Below are 17389 nucleotides of genomic sequence, written 5' to 3'. Positions count from 1 at the left end.
TGGTCATCACTGTTGCGCCTTGCCTAGCGTGACCTGCACCGTCTGCGGCTTACCCGAGCCGTCCAGATACGTCAGCGTCACCTGTTCACCCGGCGCCTTGGAACGCACGGCGGCGACCAGCGCGTCGGCGCTGTTGATGACCCGGGCGTCGACCCTGGTGACCACGACCCCGCTCGGCAGCCCGGCCGCTGCCGCCGCCCCGCCCGCGGTGACCTCGACGATACGGGCACCGTCGACGGTGGCGTCGCTGGTGACCTGCACACCGAGCGAGGCGTGCGAGGCCGAACCGTTCTTGATCAACTCGTCGGCGATGCGCTTTGCCTGGTCCACCGGGATGGCGAAGCCGAGCCCGATCGACCCGCTGGCTGCCTGCGGTCCGGCGTCACCGCCCATGGTGGCGATCGCCGAGTTCACGCCGACCAGCTCACCGTTCATGTTGACCAACGCGCCGCCGGAGTTGCCCGGGTTGATGGCCGCGTCGGTCTGGATCGCGTCGAGCACGGTGTTCTGGTTGCGTACGTCGCCGCCGGCGGCGACGGGCCGGTTCAGCGCGCTGATGATGCCGGTTGTCACCGTGCCCTCGAGACCGAGCGGTGACCCGATCGCCACCACGTCCTGGCCTACCCGCAGGTCCGCCGAGGACCCGATCGTGATGGGTGTCAGTCCGGACGCACCCTCGGCGCGTACGACGGCGATATCGCTGCTCGGATCGGTTCCGATGACGCTGAACGACGTGGTCTGGCCGTCGGAGAACGTCACCTTGGTCACCGCATCGGCGGGACCGCCGCGGGGCCTTGCTCCGGCAGCGGCCGAGATGACGTGGTTGTTGGTCAGGATCAGCCCGTCTGGCGACAAGACGATCCCTGAGCCCTCCTCGGACTGGCGGCCGAGGTTGACCTCCAACTTGACGACGCTGGGCACCACCTTCGCCGCGACCTGTTCCACCGAGCCGGCGGGCAGGCTGGCGGCGGGCATCGTGGGCGCCGCACCCGTCACCGACGACGTCGCCGCCGGGCGGTCCGGTTGCGCCAGCAATGCGACGCCGCCGCCGACACCGGCAGAGACCATCGCCAGCGCAAGTGCACCCACGGTCAAAACACCTGCGCGCGAGGGCTTTTGGGCAGATGGCCCCGACGGACCACCGGCCATCGGCTGCGGTGCGCCCCGGTAGGGGTCGTGGGGCGCGCGAAACGGCGCATGCTGCTGCTGTTGCTGCTGCTGGGTCGCATAGCGCCAGTCGTATGGCTGCTGATAGTGGCCTGGTCGCTGCGCACCGGGGTACCCCGGCACCGCGTTCTCATGGCCGCCGGGCCGACGACCCGGCTGCGGTGGCGGCGACGAATACCTCGGGTGGTTTGTCATAGCGCTGCGGTGCTCTTCTTTCTGCCAGTCGGCGTACGTGCGTCGTTAGGACAACGGTCAAACCACGTCCAACGTGCCCAAGTGGGCTGAGAATCCACTTAGAGAACCTTCGGGACATGCTCTGAGTTGTTTTCCCCTGGATGCGCCCACTAATCATCGGCGACATCGGGCCGGGCCACGCCGACGTCAGCGCGGCGTGTCGGTCACCGCCACGGGGCTGCCGGGCAAGACGACGTGCATGGCGGTGCCCGGCGGCTGCCCGCCGGGCACGGCGTCCGCTACCCACAGTGTGCCGCCGTGTTTGACGACAATCTGCTTGACGATCGCCAACCCCAGCCCCGAACCTGGCATTGCACGTGCCTGCGCCGACCGGAAGAACCGCTCGAATACCAATTGCCGTTCCTGCGGCGGAATCCCCGGACCCTCGTCGGACACCACCAACTCGGCATGCACCGGATCGATCTGAGACATCCGCACCCCGACACGTCCGTCGGGCGGGCTCCATTTCGCTGCGTTGTCGAGAAGGTTGAGTACTGCGCGGCCCAGACCGGCGCCGTCCCCGTATACCTGCCACGGTGCGACGTCCACGTCGAACTCAATATCGTTGCGTCGGCGGCGAACTCGCTCAAGGGAACGGTCGATGATCTCGGTCATGTCGACCGGTTCGTGGATGACCACGCCTGCGTCGTCGCGGGTCAGGTCCACCAGATCGCCTACCAGCGTGGACAATTCCTGAATCTGGGCGATCACGTCCGCGCGCAGCCCGGCCATCTCTTCGTCAGGTAACCGTGGCGCGCCCGGCTCCATCGACGCCATCAGCAGTTCCACGTTCGTGCGCAGCGACGTCAGCGGTGTGCGCAGTTCGTGTCCGGCGTCGGTGACCAACCGGGCCTGCTGGTCCCGCGACTCAGCGAGGGCGCGCAGCATCATGTTGAAAGCTTCGGTGAGCCTGGCCAGTTCGTCGCTTCCGATGACCGGGATCGGCCGTAGGTCGTCGGTGCGGGCCACCCGTTCGGCGGCCTCGGTCAGCCGCGCCACCGGGCGCAGACCCGCGCGGGCGACCGCGCCGCCGGCCATGGCGGCCACCACCACGCCGATGCCGCCGACGATCGACAACACCGTGCCCAACCGTTTGAGCACCTGCGCGGTGGGCGCCATGCTCTTGGAAATCAGCAACGAGCTGTCGTTGGACAGCCGCATCGCCAGCACCCGCTGGTGGTTGGCGGTGCGCAAGGACATGATCAAGTCGCCCCGCAGCACCGCCTTCTCGGGCTCGCCGAGCGGCAGCGTCTCACCGCGTTGGTTGGCGGTGTAAATGGCCCGGCCGGGGATCACCAGCATCGCGTTCACGTCGGAGTAGGCGGTGCCCTCGATCGCCTTGCTCGGATCGACTTGCAGCGAGCCGCTTTCGATCAACAGCCGGGCCCGGCTGCGCAGTTGGTTGTCGACGTCGTCGTAGAGCGCCCGGGAGACCACCGCCCAGACCGCGACGGCCATCAACACCACCACCATCGCGACCATCGACATGGCGAGCAACATCACCCGCCAGCGCAGGGATACGGATTTGGTGGTCGGCACCTCCGGCGGAGGCCGAAATCCGTAGTTCGGGGCGGACATCAGGGCGGGGTCTCGCGCAACACATAACCCACCCCGCGCACGGTGTGGATCAGTCGCGGCTCTCCTTCGGCCTCTGTTTTGCGGCGGAGGTATCCGACATACACCTCGAGGGCGTTGCCGGACGTCGGGAAGTCGAAGCCCCACACTTCCTCGAGGATGCGGCTGCGGGTCAGGACCCGGCGCGGGTTCGCGATGAGCATCTCCAGCAACGCGAACTCGGTGCGCGTCAGGCTGATCTCGCGCTGCCCGCGGGTGACCTCGCGGGTGGCTGGGTCCAGCGACAGGTCCGAGAACGTCAACGCGGGCGAGTCTTCGCCATCGTCGGAGGAGGTGCGCCGCAGCAAGGCACGCATGCGGGCGAGCAACTCCTCGAGGGCGAATGGTTTGGGCAGGTAGTCGTCGGCGCCGGCGTCGAGTCCGGCCACCCGCTCCGATACCGAGTCGCGCGCGGTCAACACCAGGATCGGCAGATCGTCGCCGGTGCTGCGCAGCTGACGGCACACCTCGAGGCCGTCGAGGCGCGGCATCATCACGTCCAGCACCAGCGCGTCGGGCCGGTTGTTGGTGATCAGTTCGAGGGCTTCGACACCGTCTTGAGCCAGCTCGACCGAGTATCCGTTGAACGATAGCGAGCGGCGCAGGGATTCGCGCACCGCGCGATCGTCGTCGACGACAAGTATGCGCACAGCCACAGTGTCATCTCCCTATCTGAGAGTGACCTGAGAGGCGCGCCGGAACAACTACCTGCGGTCGAGGTCGATCAAGCCGAGCCGAGCAGCTTTGAGCAGCCGCCGGGGCACCTTGTGTTCGCGGCCCGAAACCGTGACGCTGACCAGTTCGGGGCGCTTGGCCTTCCACTGCGAGCGACGGCTACGGGTGTTTGCGCGCGACACTCTGCGCTTGGGCACAGCCATGATCGAAGTCTCCTCGTGAGGGGGTCACCGGCCGGGCCGGAAATCCAACTTGCGCCGCCGGCAAGCCCGGCGTCGACAATTGCCCTTCAGGATAGCCCCCACGCTGCGTAGCCTCCAAAATTGCGGAGTGCCTTGACGCGATACCGCTGGTACTCGCTAACCTACCGGTTGGTCGGCACGGCGTGCCGGTGACGCGATGGGAGGCCTGGTGACTGGTCCGGTCCGCATCGGCAACTGCTCCGGGTTCTACGGCGATCGGCTCTCGGCGATGCGCGAGATGCTCACCGGCGGCGATCTGGACTACCTCACCGGCGACTACCTGGCCGAGCTGACCATGTTGATCCTGGCCCGCGACCGTGCCAAGGCGCCCGATCGCGGCTACGCCAAGACGTTCGTCAAGCAACTCGAGGACTGTCTGGGCCTGGCGCTGGACCGGGGCGTGCGCATTGTCGCCAACGCGGGCGGGCTCAACCCGGCGGGCCTGGCCGACGCGGTGCGCGGGCTCGCCGAACGGCTGGGGTTGACGGTGAACGTCGGACATGTCGAGGGCGACGACCTGCTGTCCCGGGCCGACGAACTCGGCTTCGGAGTCGCGTCGGCGGCGACATCAGGCACAGAGTCGGTGCTGGCCGCCAACGCCTACCTCGGAGCGTGGGGCATCGTCGAGTGCCTGAACGCCGGCGCCGACGTCGTCGTCACCGGCCGGGTGACCGACGCGTCGGTGATCGTCGGGCCTGCCGCCGCCCACCACGGGTGGAAGCGCACCGACTACGACCGGCTGGCCGGGGCGATCGCCGCGGGCCATGTGATCGAGTGCGGCGCGCAGGCCACCGGCGGCAACTACGCGTTCTTCACCGAAATCCCGGACCTGGTGCGCCCGGGCTTTCCGCTCGCCGAGATCGATCCCGACGGGTCGTCGGTCATCACCAAACACCCGGGCACCGGCGGCGCGGTCACCGTCGACACCGTCACCGCGCAGTTTCTCTACGAGATCAGCGGCGCGCGATACGCCAACCCGGATGCGACGCTTCGGGTCGACACCGTCGAGCTGTCCTCCGAGGGCCCCGACCGGGTGCGCATCAGCGGGGTTCGTGGTGAGCCGCCGCCGCCGACGCTGAAGGTGTCGCTCAACAGCATCGGCGGATTCCGCAACGAGATGACGTTGGTGCTGACCGGGCTCGATATCGAGGCCAAGGCCGAGCTGGTGCGCAGGCAGCTGGAGAGCAGCATCACGGTCAAACCCGCGCAGATGCAGTGGACCCTGGCGCGCACTGACCAGCCGGACGCCGACACCGAGGAAACCGCCAGCGCACTGCTGCGCTGCGTGGTGCGCGATCCGGATCCCGCCAACGTCGGACGTAAATTCTCTTCGGCCGCCGTCGAACTCGCGTTGTCGAGTTATCCGGGCTTTCACGCCACCAGCCCGCCGGGCGACGGTCAGGTCTACGGGGTGTTTCGGCCGGCATACGTCCCGGCCAAGGAGGTGCCGCACGTCGCCGTGCACGCCGACGGCACCCGTGTCGCCATCGCGCCGGCCACCGAGGTTGTGGAGTTGGCGCCCGTCGCGCCGCCGGCCCTGCCCGAGCCGTTGCCGTCCGGGAAAACCCGGCGGGTGCCGCTCGGCACGATCGCCGGGGCCCGCAGCGGCGACAAAGGTGGCAGCGCCAACGTGGGCGTGTGGGTGCGGACCGGTCCGCAGTGGCGTTGGCTGGTGCACACTTTGACCGTGGACAAGCTGCGTGAATTGTTGCCGGAGACCGCCGAATTGCCCGTCACCAGGCATGTGCTGCCCAATCTGCGCGCGGTCAACTTCGTCATCGACGACATCCTCGGCGAGGGGGTGGCGTATCAGGCGCGCTTCGACCCACAGGCCAAAGGCCTTGGGGAATGGCTGCGCAGCCGCAGTGTCGACATACCCGAGGAGCTGTTGGCGTGAGCATCTGGCACACCCCCGAACGCGACCAGCTGCGAAAGTCGGTGCGCGCGTTCGCCGAACGCGAGATCCTGCCACACATCGACGAGTGGGAGCACAGCGGCGAGCTGCCCCGCGACCTGCACCGCGCAGCCGGTGAGGCCGGCCTGCTGGGCGCCGGGTTTTCCGAAGCCGTCGGTGGAGGCGGCGGCGACGGCGCAGACGCGGTGATCATCTGCGAGGAGATGCACCAGGCGGGTTGTCCCGGCGGTGTGTTCGCATCGCTGTTCACCTGCGGAATCTCGGTGCCGCACATGATCGCATCCAACGATCAGCGGTTGGTCGACACCTACGTGCGGCCCACACTTGCCGGCGAGCTGATCGGCAGCCTCGCGATCACCGAACCCGGCGGCGGCTCCGACGTCGGACATCTGACCACCCGCGCTGAGCGTGACGGCGATGACTACCTCATCAACGGCGCCAAGACCTACATCACCTCCGGGGTGCGGGCAGACTACGTCGTCACCGCGGTACGCACGGGCGGGCCTGGTGCGGCCGGGGTTTCGCTGATCGTCGTCGACAAGGGCACACCGGGCTTCGAGGTGACCCGCAAACTCGACAAGATGGGCTGGCGGTCCTCGGACACCGCCGAGCTGTCCTACACCGATGTGCGGGTGCCCGCCACGAACCTCGTCGGCGCCGAGAACTCCGGCTTCCTGCAGATCGCCGGGGCGTTCGTCGCCGAACGCGTCGGGCTGGCCGCGCAGGCCTACGCCAGCGCGCAACGGTGCCTCGACCTGACCGTGCAGTGGTGCCGCGACCGCGAGACGTTCGGCAGACCGCTGATCTCCCGCCAGCAGGTGCAGAACACGTTGGCGGAGATGGCACGTCGCATCGACGTGGCGCGGGTGTACACCCACCACGTCGTGGAGCGGCAGCTTTCGGGCGAGACGAACCTGATCGCCGAGGTGTGCTTCGCCAAGAACACCGCCGTGGAGGCCGGCGAATGGGTCGCCAACCAGGCGGTGCAATTGTTCGGCGGCATGGGCTATATGGCCGAATCCGAGGTCGAACGCCAGTACCGCGATATGCGCATCCTCGGAATCGGCGGGGGCACCACCGAAATCCTCACCGCGCTGGCCGCCAAGACGTTGGGGTACCAGTCATGACGGCGTTGAAGTCGACCCTCGACACCAATTCGAAGGGCTACCGCGAGGCCGCCGCCGCGATGGCCGACAAACTGGCCGAGCTCGACGCCGAGCACACCAAGGCGCTGGCCGGCGGCGGCGAGAAGTACGTCGCGCGCCACCACCAGCGCGGCAAGATGACCGCCCGTGAGCGCATCGAGTTGCTTGTCGACCCGGATTCACCGTTTCTGGAGCTGAGCCCGCTGGCGGCATACGGCAGCGAATTCACGGTCGGCGCCAGCGTGGTCGTCGGAATCGGCGCGGTGAGCGGGGTCGAGTGCATGCTCGTGGCCAACGACCCGACGGTCAAGGGCGGCACCAGCAATCCGTGGACGCTGAAGAAGGTGTTGCGGGCCAACCAGATTGCCTTGGAGAACCGGTTGCCGCTCATCTCGCTGGTGGAGTCCGGCGGCGCCGATCTGCCCACCCAGAAGGAGATCTTCATCCCGGGCGGGCAGATGTTTCGCGACCTCACCCGGCTCTCGGCCGCCGGCATCCCGACGATCGCGCTGGTGTTCGGCAACTCCACCGCCGGCGGCGCGTACATACCCGGGATGTCGGACCACGTGGTGATGATCAAGGAACGCTCGAAGGTGTTTCTGGCCGGGCCACCGCTGGTCAAGATGGCCACCGGCGAGGAATCCGACGACGAATCCCTGGGCGGCGCCGAAATGCACGCTCGCACATCCGGTTTAGCGGACTATTTCGCCGTCGACGAACGGGACGCGGTCCGGATCGGGCGCCGCATCGTGGCCCGGTTGAACTGGCGCAAGCACGGCCCTGCACCCGCACCGGTCACCGAACCGCTGTACGACGCCGACGAACTCGTCGGCATCGTGCCTCCTGATCTGCGGGTGCCGTTCGACCCGCGCGAGGTGATCGCCCGCATCGTCGACGGCTCGGACTTCGACGAGTTCAAGGCGTCCTACGGCTCGTCGCTGGTGACCGGATGGGCGACGCTGCACGGATATCCGATCGGCATCCTGGCAAACCACCGCGGGGTGCTGTTCTCCGCGGAGTCCCAGAAGGCCACCCAGTTCATCCAGCTGGCCAATCGCTCCGACACCCCACTGTTGTTCCTGCACAACACCACCGGGTACATGGTCGGCAAAGCCTACGAAGAAGGCGGGATGATCAAACACGGGTCGATGATGATCAACGCCGTCTCGAACTCGACCGTCCCGCACATCTCCCTGCTGATCGGCGCCTCCTACGGCGCGGGCCACTACGGCATGTGCGGCCGCGCCTACGACCCGCGCTTCCTGTTCGCCTGGCCCAGCGCGAAGTCTGCGGTGATGGGCGGCACACAGCTGGCTGGCGTGCTTTCGATCGTCAGCCGCGCCGCCGCCGAGGCCCGCGGCCAGCAGTTCGACGAGGACGCCGATGCGGCCCTGCGCGCCGCGGTGGAAGCCCAGATCGAGGCCGAGTCGCTGCCGATGTTTTTGAGCGGGCGCCTCTATGACGACGGGGTGATCGATCCGCGCGACACCCGCACTGTGTTGGGAATGTGTCTGTCCGCCATCGCCAATGGCCCGATCGAGGGGACGTCGAACTTCGGCGTCTTCCGGATGTGAGCATGATGGTGATTTCGGTGCGGTTAGCAGCGGTGAGCGCAGGTTTGCGCACCGAAATCGCCGGAGGAGGGGGCGAATGATCACCCGCGTACTGGTCGCCAACCGCGGCGAGATCGCCCGCCGGGTGTTCGCCACCTGCCGGCGCCTGGGCATCGGCACCGTCGCCGTCTACACCGACCCCGACGCCGGGTCACCGCATGTGGCCGAGGCCGACGCCCGTGTGCGCCTCGAAGGCACCCGCGGATACCTCGACGCCGCCCAGCTGATCGCGGCGGCCCGGGCCGCGGACGCCGACGCCGTACATCCCGGCTACGGATTCCTCTCGGAGAACGCCGAATTCGCCGCTGCGGTGCAGGACGCGGGGTTGACGTGGATCGGCCCGCCGGTCGCGGCGGTGGCCGCCATGGGCTCCAAGATCGAGGCGAAGAAGTTGATGGCCGCCGCCGGTGTGCCGGTGCTGGCCGAACTCGATCCCGAGACGGTCACGGCCGATCAGCTGCCGGTGCTGATCAAGGCGTCTGCGGGTGGCGGCGGCCGGGGTATGCGGGTGGTCCGCGACCTCGCTGAGCTGGCCGACCAGGTCGAGGCCGCGCGGCGAGAAGCGCAGTCGGCCTTCGGTGATCCGACGGTGTTCTGCGAGCGCTACCTGGCCACCGGTCATCACGTCGAGGTGCAGGTGCTCGCCGACGGTCACGGCACCGTGTGGGCCGTCGGCGAACGCGAATGCTCGATCCAGCGCAGGCACCAGAAGATCGTCGAAGAGGCGCCGTCGCCGCTCGTCGAGCGCATCCCCGGGATGCGCGCCAAGCTGTTCGACGCCGCACGGCTGGCGGCACGGGCCATCGACTACACCGGTGCGGGCACCGTCGAGTTCATGGCCGACGGGTCGGGTGAGTTCTTCTTCCTCGAAATGAACACCCGGCTGCAGGTAGAACATCCGGTCACCGAGCTCACCACGGGACTGGATCTCGTCGAGCTGCAAATGCAGATCGCCGACGGTGGCCACCTCGACCCCGAGCCGCCGCCGTCGCGCGGCTACTCGATCGAGGCCCGCCTCTACGCCGAGGACCCGGCCAAGGGTTGGCAGCCCCAGGCCGGCACGGTGCACCGCTTCGAGATTCCCGGCAACGTCCGCGTGGACTCCGGGATCGTAGACGGATCAACGGTTTCCATCTACTACGACCCGATGCTGGCCAAAGTGATCTCCTACGCCCAGACCCGTAGCCGGGCTGCCGGTGCGCTCGCCGACGCGTTGGCCCGCGCCCGCATCCACGGCGTGCGCACCAACCGCGACCTGCTGGTCAACGTGTTGCGGCATCCAGCGTTCCTCGACGGCGCCACCGACACCGCGTTCTTCGAGGCGCACGGCCTGGCCGCGTTGGCGGCGCCGCTGAGCGACGACCGGGTCGTCACCTTGAGCGCTGTCGCTGCCGCGTTCGCCGATGCCGCGCAAAACCGTGCTGACGCACCGGTGTTCGCCGCCGTACCCAGCGGGTGGCGCAACTTGGCTTCAGGATTCCAGACCAAACGCTACGGCGATGCCGCGGGCGCTGAACACGAGGTGCGGTACCGGTTCACCCGCGCCGGGGTGGAGCTGCCCGACGTGGCCGGGGTGACTATGGTGTCCAGCACACCGCAACGTGTCGTGCTGCGGGTGGACGGGGTGGATCGCCCGTTCGACGTCGCCCGCTACCGCGATGACGTGTTCGTCGACTCACCCCTGGGGCCGGTGCAGCTGGTTGCGCTGTCACAGTTCCCGGATCCGGACGCCGCCGTCGCGCACGGTTCGCTGCTGGCCCCCATGCCGGGCTCGGTGCTGCGCATCGGCGCAGCGGTCGGCGACCGGGTCAGCTCAAGGCAGCCGCTGGTGTGGCTCGAGGCGATGAAGATGGAGCACACCGTGACCGCCCCCGCCGCCGGTGTGCTCGCCGAACTCAACGTCGAACCCGGCCAGCAGGTCGAAGTCGGCACCGTGCTTGCCCGGGTGGACACCGAAGAAGGAGATTCCTGATGAGCAGCTTCGTCGAGACCGAGGAGCAGCAGGCGCTACGCCAGGCCGTCGCCGCGATGGCGGCCAACTACGGCCAGGACTACTACCTGGAGAAGGCCCGCGCCGGTGAGCACACCACCGAATTATGGCAGGAGGCAGGCAAACTCGGATTCCTCGGGGTGAACCTGCCCGAGGAGTACGGCGGCGGCGGCGCCGGCATGTACGAGCTGTCGCTGGTGATGGAGGAGATGGCCGCCGCCGGTTCGGCGCTGCTGATGATGGTGGTGTCACCGGCGATCAACGGCACGATCATCTCCAAGTTCGGCACCGACGACCAGAAGCAGCGGTGGCTGACCGGCCTGGCGGACGGCTCGATCACGATGGCCTTCGCGATCACCGAACCCGACGCCGGGTCCAACAGCCACCGCATCACCACCACGGCCCGCCGCGACGGCTCCGACTGGATCCTGTCCGGACAAAAGGTGTTCATCTCCGGCATCGACCAGGCGCAGGCCGTGCTGGTCGTGGGCCGCACCGAAGAGGCCAAAACCGGGAACCTCCGGCCGGCGCTGTTCATCGTGCCCACCGATGCGAAAGGGTTGAGCGCGACCAAGATCGAGATGGAGCTGATCAGCCCCGAGAGCCAGTTCCAGGTGTTCCTCGACGACGTGCGGTTGCCGTCCGACGCGCTGGTCGGATCCGAGGACGCGGCGATCGCGCAGCTGTTCGCGGGGCTGAACCCGGAGCGGATCATGGGCGCGGCCAGCGCGGTCGGCATGGGCCGCTTCGCGATCACCAAGGCCGTCGACTACGTCAAAACCCGCCAAGTGTGGAAGACGCCGATCGGTGCGCACCAGGGTCTGTCACATCCGTTGGCGCAGAACCACATCGAGATCGAGCTGGCCAAGCTGATGATGCAGAAGGCCGCCGCGCTCTACGACAGCGGCGATGACGCCGGCGCCGCCGAAGCCGCGAACATGGCCAAGTACGCCGCGGGTGAGGCGTCGGTGCGCGCGGTCGACCAGGCCGTCCAATCGTTGGGCGGCAACGGGTTGACCAAGGAGTACGGCATCGCCGCGGCGGTGACCGCGTCGAAGCTGGCGCGCATCGCCCCGGTCAGCCGGGAGATGGTGCTCAACTTCGTCGCGCAGACCTCGCTGGGCCTGCCGAGGTCGTACTGATGAGCACCCTGGTCCGCTACCGCGTCGACGGTCCGGTCGCACGGCTCACGCTGGACTCCCCGGAGAACCGCAACGCGCTGTCCACCGAGCTGGTGAACCAACTGCACCAGGGCCTGACCGACGCCGTCGCCGAACCCGCGGCACGGGTCGTCGTACTCGGCCATACCGGCGGAACCTTCTGTGCGGGAGCCGATTTAGGAGAGGCGGCAGGCCGCGACCCCAGCGATGTCGCCGTCGACCGCGCGCGTGAGGCGACCCGGTTGCTGCGCCGCATCCTCGAGTTGCCGATACCCGTCATCGGCGCGGTCGACGGGCACGTCCGCGCGGGTGGGCTCGGTCTGGTCGGCGCCTGCGATATCGCGGTGGCCGGACCGACGAGCACGTTCGCGCTGACCGAGGCGCGCATCGGCGTCGCCCCGTCGATCATCTCGCTGACCCTGCTGCCCAAGATGACCGCCCGCTCCGCCGGCCGGTACTTCCTGACCGGGGAGAAGTTCGGCGCCCGCCAAGCCGCGGAGATCGGACTGGTCACCCTCGCCGCCGACGACGTCGACGCCACCGTGGCCGAGCTGGCCGCCGCCATCGGCAAGGGATCGCCCCAGGGGCTTGCGGCCGCCAAGGCCTTGACGACGGCGCGCATACTGGATGGGTTCGACCGCCACGCCGACGAGCTGACCAAACAATCCGCCGAGCTGTTCGTCTCCGAGGAGGCCCGCGAAGGCATGATGGCGTTCCTGCAGAAGCGGCCACCGGCCTGGGTGAGCTGATGGCGCACAGCGTTCTCGTCACCGGAGCCACCGGCACGCTGGGGCACTGTGTGGTCCCCGAAGCCGTCGACGCCGGGCATCAGGTGAGAGCGCTCAGCCGCAAGAACCGGGTCGGCTACACCGGAGTGCACTGGGCCCAGGGCGACCTGCACAGCGGCACGGGCCTGGACGCGGCGCTGGACGGGATCGACGTGGTGGTCAACTGCGCGACACAACCCACCGGCGGCAAGGACGTCACCTCGACGGAAAACCTGGTGGCGGCGGCACGCCGCGCCGGGGTCGGACACATCGTGCACGTGTCGATCGTGGGCATCGACCGCATCCCGCTGCCGTACTACCGGACCAAACTGCGCGTCGAACAGGTCCTGGAGACGTCGGGCGTCGGCCACACCGTGCTGCGCGCCACACAGTTTCACGACCTCATCCGCGCCACCTTCGCGATCCAGCGGTTCTTCCCCGTGCTGTGCGCGCTGCGCGGGGTGCGGTTCCAGCCGATCGACACCCACGACGTCGCCGCGCGCCTCGTCGAGTTGGTCGACGCCGAGCCGGCCGGCCGGGCCCCCGACATCGGCGGCCCCACCTTGCACACCCACGCAGAGCTGGGGCTTATTTACCTCGCGGCGCGCGGCAGCCGTCGCGGAGCGGTGGCGCTGCCGGTGCCGGGCCGCATCGCCGCCGCTGTCCGCGCAGGCGCCAACCTCGTGCCGGACAACCCGGCGGGCACCGTCGGCTTCGCTGAATACCTGACCCAGAAGGCATAAAGTTTGACCATCTACATGCTTCGCCAACGGCGGTGGGGGCACAGTTTGGACAAGTACCTTGCATGTGCCAGCGTTCGTCGTAGGCTCGTATTCGATGAGTACCCCAGCGTCGCGGAACGGTTCCATGCGTGCTGCTGACACCGATCGGATTCAGGTAGCACAGTTGCTGACGGACGCCGCCGCGCACGGGCGGCTGCAGCTGAGCGAATACGAAGATCGGCTGGCCAAGGCATACGCGGCGCAGACGTACGACGAACTCGACCGATTGTCGGCCGATCTGCCGGGCGCGTTCAGCCGCGGCCGCACCGGCGGCCCGTGCCGGCCTGCCCCTTCGACGATGCTGCTGGCAATCATGAGCGGCTTCGAACGCCGCGGCCGGTGGAACGTTCCCGAGCGGATGACGACGGTCGCACTCTTCGGCGGCGGCATGGTGGACCTGCGCTACGCCGACTTCACCTCACCGGAGGTGGAGATCCACTCTTACTCGGTCTTCGGCGGCCAGACGATCCTGGTGCCGCCCGAGGTCAACGTCGACCTGCGCGGTGTCGGGGTGATGGGCCGCTTCGAGCACGCCGTCAGCGGCGAGGGCTCCACCGGCGCGCCGTGTGTGCGCATCCGCGGTTTCTCGTTGTTCGGCAATGTCGGCGTCAAGCGCAAGAAGCGCAAACCCGCCTGACTCTTCCTGCGCGAAACCGACGATATGGTGGTTCGAAACCCGGAAAAGCAGCCATTGCGTCGGCCTCGACGCACCGGCGAGCGGGGCTAGCGGCGGCGCCGGGAGCGCAGATAGTCGCCGACGACCGCGGCGCCCAACCCGTCGAGGTCCGGCTCCACCACGCGTCCCTCCACCCGACGTGCCACCTGGTCGATGAACCGGGCCAGGCCGGGGTCAGTGCCCAGCCGGAAGATCGTCACCTGCGCACCCAAGTTGGCCACGTCGTCGAAGGCCTTGACGGTGTGGGCGATGGTGCGCGGATGCGGCGGGTAATCAAAGAACACCGCGGTGCCGTCGCCGTCGCCGAAGTCTTCCAGGTGCGCGGTCGGCTCACCGTCGGTGACCACCAGCACCACCGGTTGCGCGTTGGGATGGCGGCGCAGGTGCCGGGCCGCCAGGGCCAGCGCGTGGTGCAGGTTGGTGCCCTGTTCGTAGACGCCCTCGAGGCCGGTGAGTTCCGCGGTGGACACGGTGCGCGCGTAGCGGCCGAACGCGATGATCGACAACGCATCCGAACGGAATCGGGTGCTGACCAGATGGCTGAGCGCCAGCGCCGTGCGTTTCATCGGCAGCCACCGGTTCTCCATCACCATCGAGAACGAGGTGTCCACCAGCAGCGCGACGGCCGCCTGCGTGCGGGTCTCGGTCTCGGAGATCTCGACATCGTCGACGGTGATGTTCAGCGGCAGCGCCGCAGTCCCCGAGCCGGCCTGGCGCAGCACCGCGTTGGTGAGGGTGCGGGTGACGTTCCACGGCTCGGTATCGCCGAACGACCAGGGTCGTGTCGCTCCGGTGAGCTCACCGGCCGCACCGGCGCGCCGGGTCTCCCGCTCACCGTGACGACCCGAAAGCTGCTGTGCCACATCACGTAACGCCGCCTGGCCGAGCTGACGCATGGCCTTGGGTGACAACCGCCACTGCCCGTCGGCGCCGCGGTCCAGAAAGCCCTGATCCATCAACGCTCGCTCGAGTTCGGCCAGCGTGCGCGCGTCGACGGCCGCATCCTCGCCGAGCTGGCGGGCCAGCATGTCCAGGTCGACATCTTCCATCGTGGCGCCCGCGTAGCTCTGCGACAGCGCCTCGGCGAGCTGTTCGAGTTCGGCGATGTCGCCGAGCGCCTGAGCGCCTTCACCCATTCCGAGCGGGTTGTCGCCGGAGAACTGTGACGAGCCGGTCCAGTCCTCTCCTGGCCGCGCGGCCTGCAGGTGGCCGTCGAGCCGGTTGAGCGCGTTCATCAGCGAGGGCGAACCGAACGCCTGCTGCGCCAACGCATCCAGCTCCGCGCGCTGTTCATCCGAGAGGCTGTTGCGGAACCGCTGCGCGGCGGCCGCCCGCTGGGCCAACGAGTCCAGCAACTCCTCGACGTTGCGCGGGTTCTCGGGAAAGAACTCGCCATGCTTGTCCATGAAGTTTTGAAAATCTTCTGGGGAGTCCTGTCCTTTTGAGTGCTTGTCGAGCAGGTCGTTGAGGTCGTCGAGCATCTCGTTGACTCGTTGACGGTCCTCGTCGGTGGCGTTCTCCAACGCCTGCTTCATCCCGGCGAACCGCTGGTCGAGCATTTCGCGGCCCAGCAGATCCTTGATCTGCTCGTAGGATTCGCGCGCCTCCGGACTGCGCCACTGGTAGTCGCCGAGTTCCTGGACGGCCTTGGCCGGCGACGACGGCAGGTTCTCGATGCGCATCTCCTGAAAGCGCGCGTCGTCGTCGAGCGCGCGAGCCAGTTCCTTGCGCTCGGCCAGCACCGCGTCGTCGAGAAGCTTTTTGATCTGCTGCAGTGTGCCGTCGAGATTATTGCGCTGCAACAGTTCTCGACGACGACGGTTGGCCTCGGCGGCCAGCTTGTCGGCGCCGCGCATGTTCTGGGTGCCGCGGCGCAGCATCTCGGCCAGCGCACGGCGGGGCGAGCTGCCCTCCATGACGTCCTGGCCGATCTGTTCGAGCGCCTCGCGCAGGTCGACGGGCGGTGCCAGCGGATCGGGTCCGCCGGTGTACCGCGAATAGCGCGAGGTCCGTTTAACCATAGACAGTTTCGCCTTCGCCGGATTCCTTGTCGATGCGCTTGGCCAGATACAGCGCCTCCAGCGCCAACTCGACCGCGGCGGCGCGTTGCCCGTCGGTCGTGGCCTCGAGCCGCTTCTGGACCTCGGCGATCGCCGGCACTTCGGGCACGGCCGCCAGCACCTCGCGCGCCGACACCCGTTCGCCCGTGGTGACCGCTGAGCCGTTCTCGATGGCCACCACCAGCGGGCCGACGTCGATGCCGCCCAGGAGCCGCTGCGCGGTGTCGGCGGTGGCGCGGCGCAGCAGGTGCTCGAGCACCGCCTGCTCGCGGCCCTCTTCACCGGTCTCGAACTCGAGCTTGCCGCGCAGCACGTCGGTCACGGTGCCCAGGTCGACGACGCGCGCCACCGGATTCTCTTCGCCCAGCACGGCCGAGCGGTGCCGCGCGGCCGCGGCGACGGTTTCGGCGGCCGCGATCGCGAACCGCGCCGAGACCCCCGACCGCTGATCGATCGACCGCGACTCGCGCAGGTAGCGGGCGAACCGGGCCAGCACCGCGAGCAGGTACTCGGGCACCTCGGCCGAAAGCTGCGCTTCCTGCTTGATGACGCCGACCTCGGCATCGAGTTCCAGCGGGTAGTGGGTGCGGATTTCGGCGCCGAACCGGTCCTTCAGCGGGGTGATGATGCGGCCCCGGTTGGTGTAGTCCTCGGGGTTGGCGCTGGCCACCACGAGCACGTCGAGCGGCAGCCGCAGGGTGTATCCGCGCACCTGGATGTCGCGCTCTTCCATCACGTTGAGCATCGCGACCTGGATGCGCTCGGCGAGGTCGGGCAGTTCATTGATGGCGACGACGCCGCGGTGGGCGCGCGGGATCAGCCCGTAGGCGATGGTCTCGGGGTCGCCGAGGCTGCGGCCTTCGGCCACCTTGATCGGGTCGATGTCGCCGACCAGGTCGGCGACGCTGGTGTCGGGGGTGGCCAGCTTCTCGGTGTAGCGCTCGCTGCGGTGCCGCCACACGATGGGCAGGTCGTCGCCCGAGTCGGAGGTGCGCCGGATCGATTCGGGGGTGATCGGGCTGTACGGGTGCTCACCGAGTTCGGAGCCGTCGATAATCGGCGTCCACTCGTCGAGCAGACCGATCAGCGCGCGCAGCAGCCGCGTCTTACCCTGGCCGCGTTCACCGAGCAACACGACGTCGTGACCGGCGATCAGGGCCCGCTCGAGCTGCGGGATCACGGTGTCCTCGAAACCGAGGATGCCCGGCCATGGATCGCGGCCCTCGCTGAGGGCGGCCAGCAAGTTGTCCCGGATTTCCTGCTTCACGCCCCGCTCGCGATGGCCGGAGGCTCTCAGCTCGCCGACGGTACGGGGCAGATCACGTGGTTGAGTCACTCCTCCAAGTTAC

14 protein-coding genes are annotated in these 17389 nt (G+C 68.4%); 8 read left to right on the top strand and 6 right to left on the bottom strand.

Features of this window, described 5'->3' with window-relative positions:
- Window positions 1-6 precede the first annotated feature (6 nt).
- The 4 genes from ABQE44_RS01985 to rpmF form a co-directional block, all read right to left on the bottom strand.
- Entirely contained in the window at window positions 7-1362 is a 1356-nt protein-coding gene (locus tag ABQE44_RS01985; RefSeq protein ID WP_448393825.1) for a S1C family serine protease, read from the bottom strand.
- Between the two features lie 186 nt (window positions 1363-1548).
- The gene (locus ABQE44_RS01980; protein WP_448393824.1) at window positions 1549-2979 is read right to left on the bottom strand and encodes a HAMP domain-containing sensor histidine kinase; all 1431 of its coding nucleotides are present in this window, start codon (window positions 2977-2979) and stop codon (window positions 1549-1551) included.
- Window positions 2979-3665, bottom strand: a complete 687-nt coding sequence (locus ABQE44_RS01975; protein ID WP_448393838.1) for a response regulator transcription factor — start codon at window positions 3663-3665, stop codon at window positions 2979-2981. The genes ABQE44_RS01980 and ABQE44_RS01975 overlap by 1 nt, the downstream gene beginning before the upstream one ends.
- Window positions 3666-3719: 54 nt before the next feature.
- Entirely contained in the window at window positions 3720-3893 is a 174-nt protein-coding gene (rpmF, locus tag ABQE44_RS01970) for a 50S ribosomal protein L32 (RefSeq protein ID WP_448393823.1), read from the bottom strand.
- 208 nt (window positions 3894-4101) lie between these two features.
- On the opposite strand from rpmF, the gene ABQE44_RS01965 reads away from it, so the two are divergent.
- The 8 genes from ABQE44_RS01965 (at window position 4102) to ABQE44_RS01930 (ending at window position 13941) form a co-directional block, all read left to right on the top strand.
- A complete protein-coding gene (locus ABQE44_RS01965; protein WP_448393822.1) occupies window positions 4102-5829 on the top strand; it encodes an acyclic terpene utilization AtuA family protein in 1728 nt (575 codons plus the stop codon).
- Window positions 5826-6974 carry an acyl-CoA dehydrogenase family protein gene (locus ABQE44_RS01960; protein ID WP_448393821.1) on the top strand — a complete coding sequence of 383 codons (1149 nt, stop codon included), beginning with the start codon at window positions 5826-5828 and terminating at the stop codon, window positions 6972-6974. Before ABQE44_RS01965 ends, ABQE44_RS01960 begins: the two co-directional genes overlap by 4 nt.
- The gene (locus ABQE44_RS01955) at window positions 6971-8566 is read left to right on the top strand and encodes an acyl-CoA carboxylase subunit beta (RefSeq protein ID WP_448428005.1); all 1596 of its coding nucleotides are present in this window, start codon (window positions 6971-6973) and stop codon (window positions 8564-8566) included. Before ABQE44_RS01960 ends, ABQE44_RS01955 begins: the two co-directional genes overlap by 4 nt.
- Before the next feature lie 76 nt (window positions 8567-8642).
- Complete coding sequence (locus ABQE44_RS01950) at window positions 8643-10577, top strand: acetyl/propionyl/methylcrotonyl-CoA carboxylase subunit alpha (protein WP_448393819.1); 1935 nt, start codon at window positions 8643-8645, stop codon at window positions 10575-10577.
- Window positions 10577-11737 (top strand): acyl-CoA dehydrogenase family protein, encoded by a 1161-nt coding sequence (locus ABQE44_RS01945; RefSeq protein WP_448428003.1) that lies wholly within the window; start codon window positions 10577-10579, stop codon window positions 11735-11737. The genes ABQE44_RS01950 and ABQE44_RS01945 overlap by 1 nt, the downstream gene beginning before the upstream one ends.
- A complete protein-coding gene (locus ABQE44_RS01940) occupies window positions 11737-12504 on the top strand; it encodes an enoyl-CoA hydratase family protein (RefSeq protein ID WP_448393817.1) in 768 nt (255 codons plus the stop codon). Before ABQE44_RS01945 ends, ABQE44_RS01940 begins: the two co-directional genes overlap by 1 nt.
- Complete coding sequence (locus ABQE44_RS01935; protein WP_448428001.1) at window positions 12504-13265, top strand: SDR family oxidoreductase; 762 nt, start codon at window positions 12504-12506, stop codon at window positions 13263-13265. Before ABQE44_RS01940 ends, ABQE44_RS01935 begins: the two co-directional genes overlap by 1 nt.
- A 94-nt stretch (window positions 13266-13359) precedes the next feature.
- Window positions 13360-13941, top strand: coding sequence for a DUF1707 SHOCT-like domain-containing protein (locus ABQE44_RS01930; RefSeq protein ID WP_448393815.1), 582 nt, complete (start codon window positions 13360-13362; stop codon window positions 13939-13941).
- Window positions 13942-14027: 86 nt separating this feature from the next.
- Here ABQE44_RS01930 and ABQE44_RS01925 read toward each other — a convergent pair whose 3' ends face one another.
- Entirely contained in the window at window positions 14028-16001 is a 1974-nt protein-coding gene (locus ABQE44_RS01925) for a vWA domain-containing protein (protein WP_448393814.1), read from the bottom strand.
- A complete protein-coding gene (locus ABQE44_RS01920) occupies window positions 15994-17376 on the bottom strand; it encodes a sigma 54-interacting transcriptional regulator (protein WP_448393813.1) in 1383 nt (460 codons plus the stop codon). The genes ABQE44_RS01925 and ABQE44_RS01920 overlap by 8 nt, the downstream gene beginning before the upstream one ends.
- Window positions 17377-17389: the final 13 nt, after the last annotated feature.

This window comes from Mycolicibacterium sp. XJ2546, from assembly GCF_053483195.1.
The sequence above is the reverse complement of the archived record's forward strand: the minus strand, read 5'-3'. Positions and strand labels throughout refer to the sequence as shown.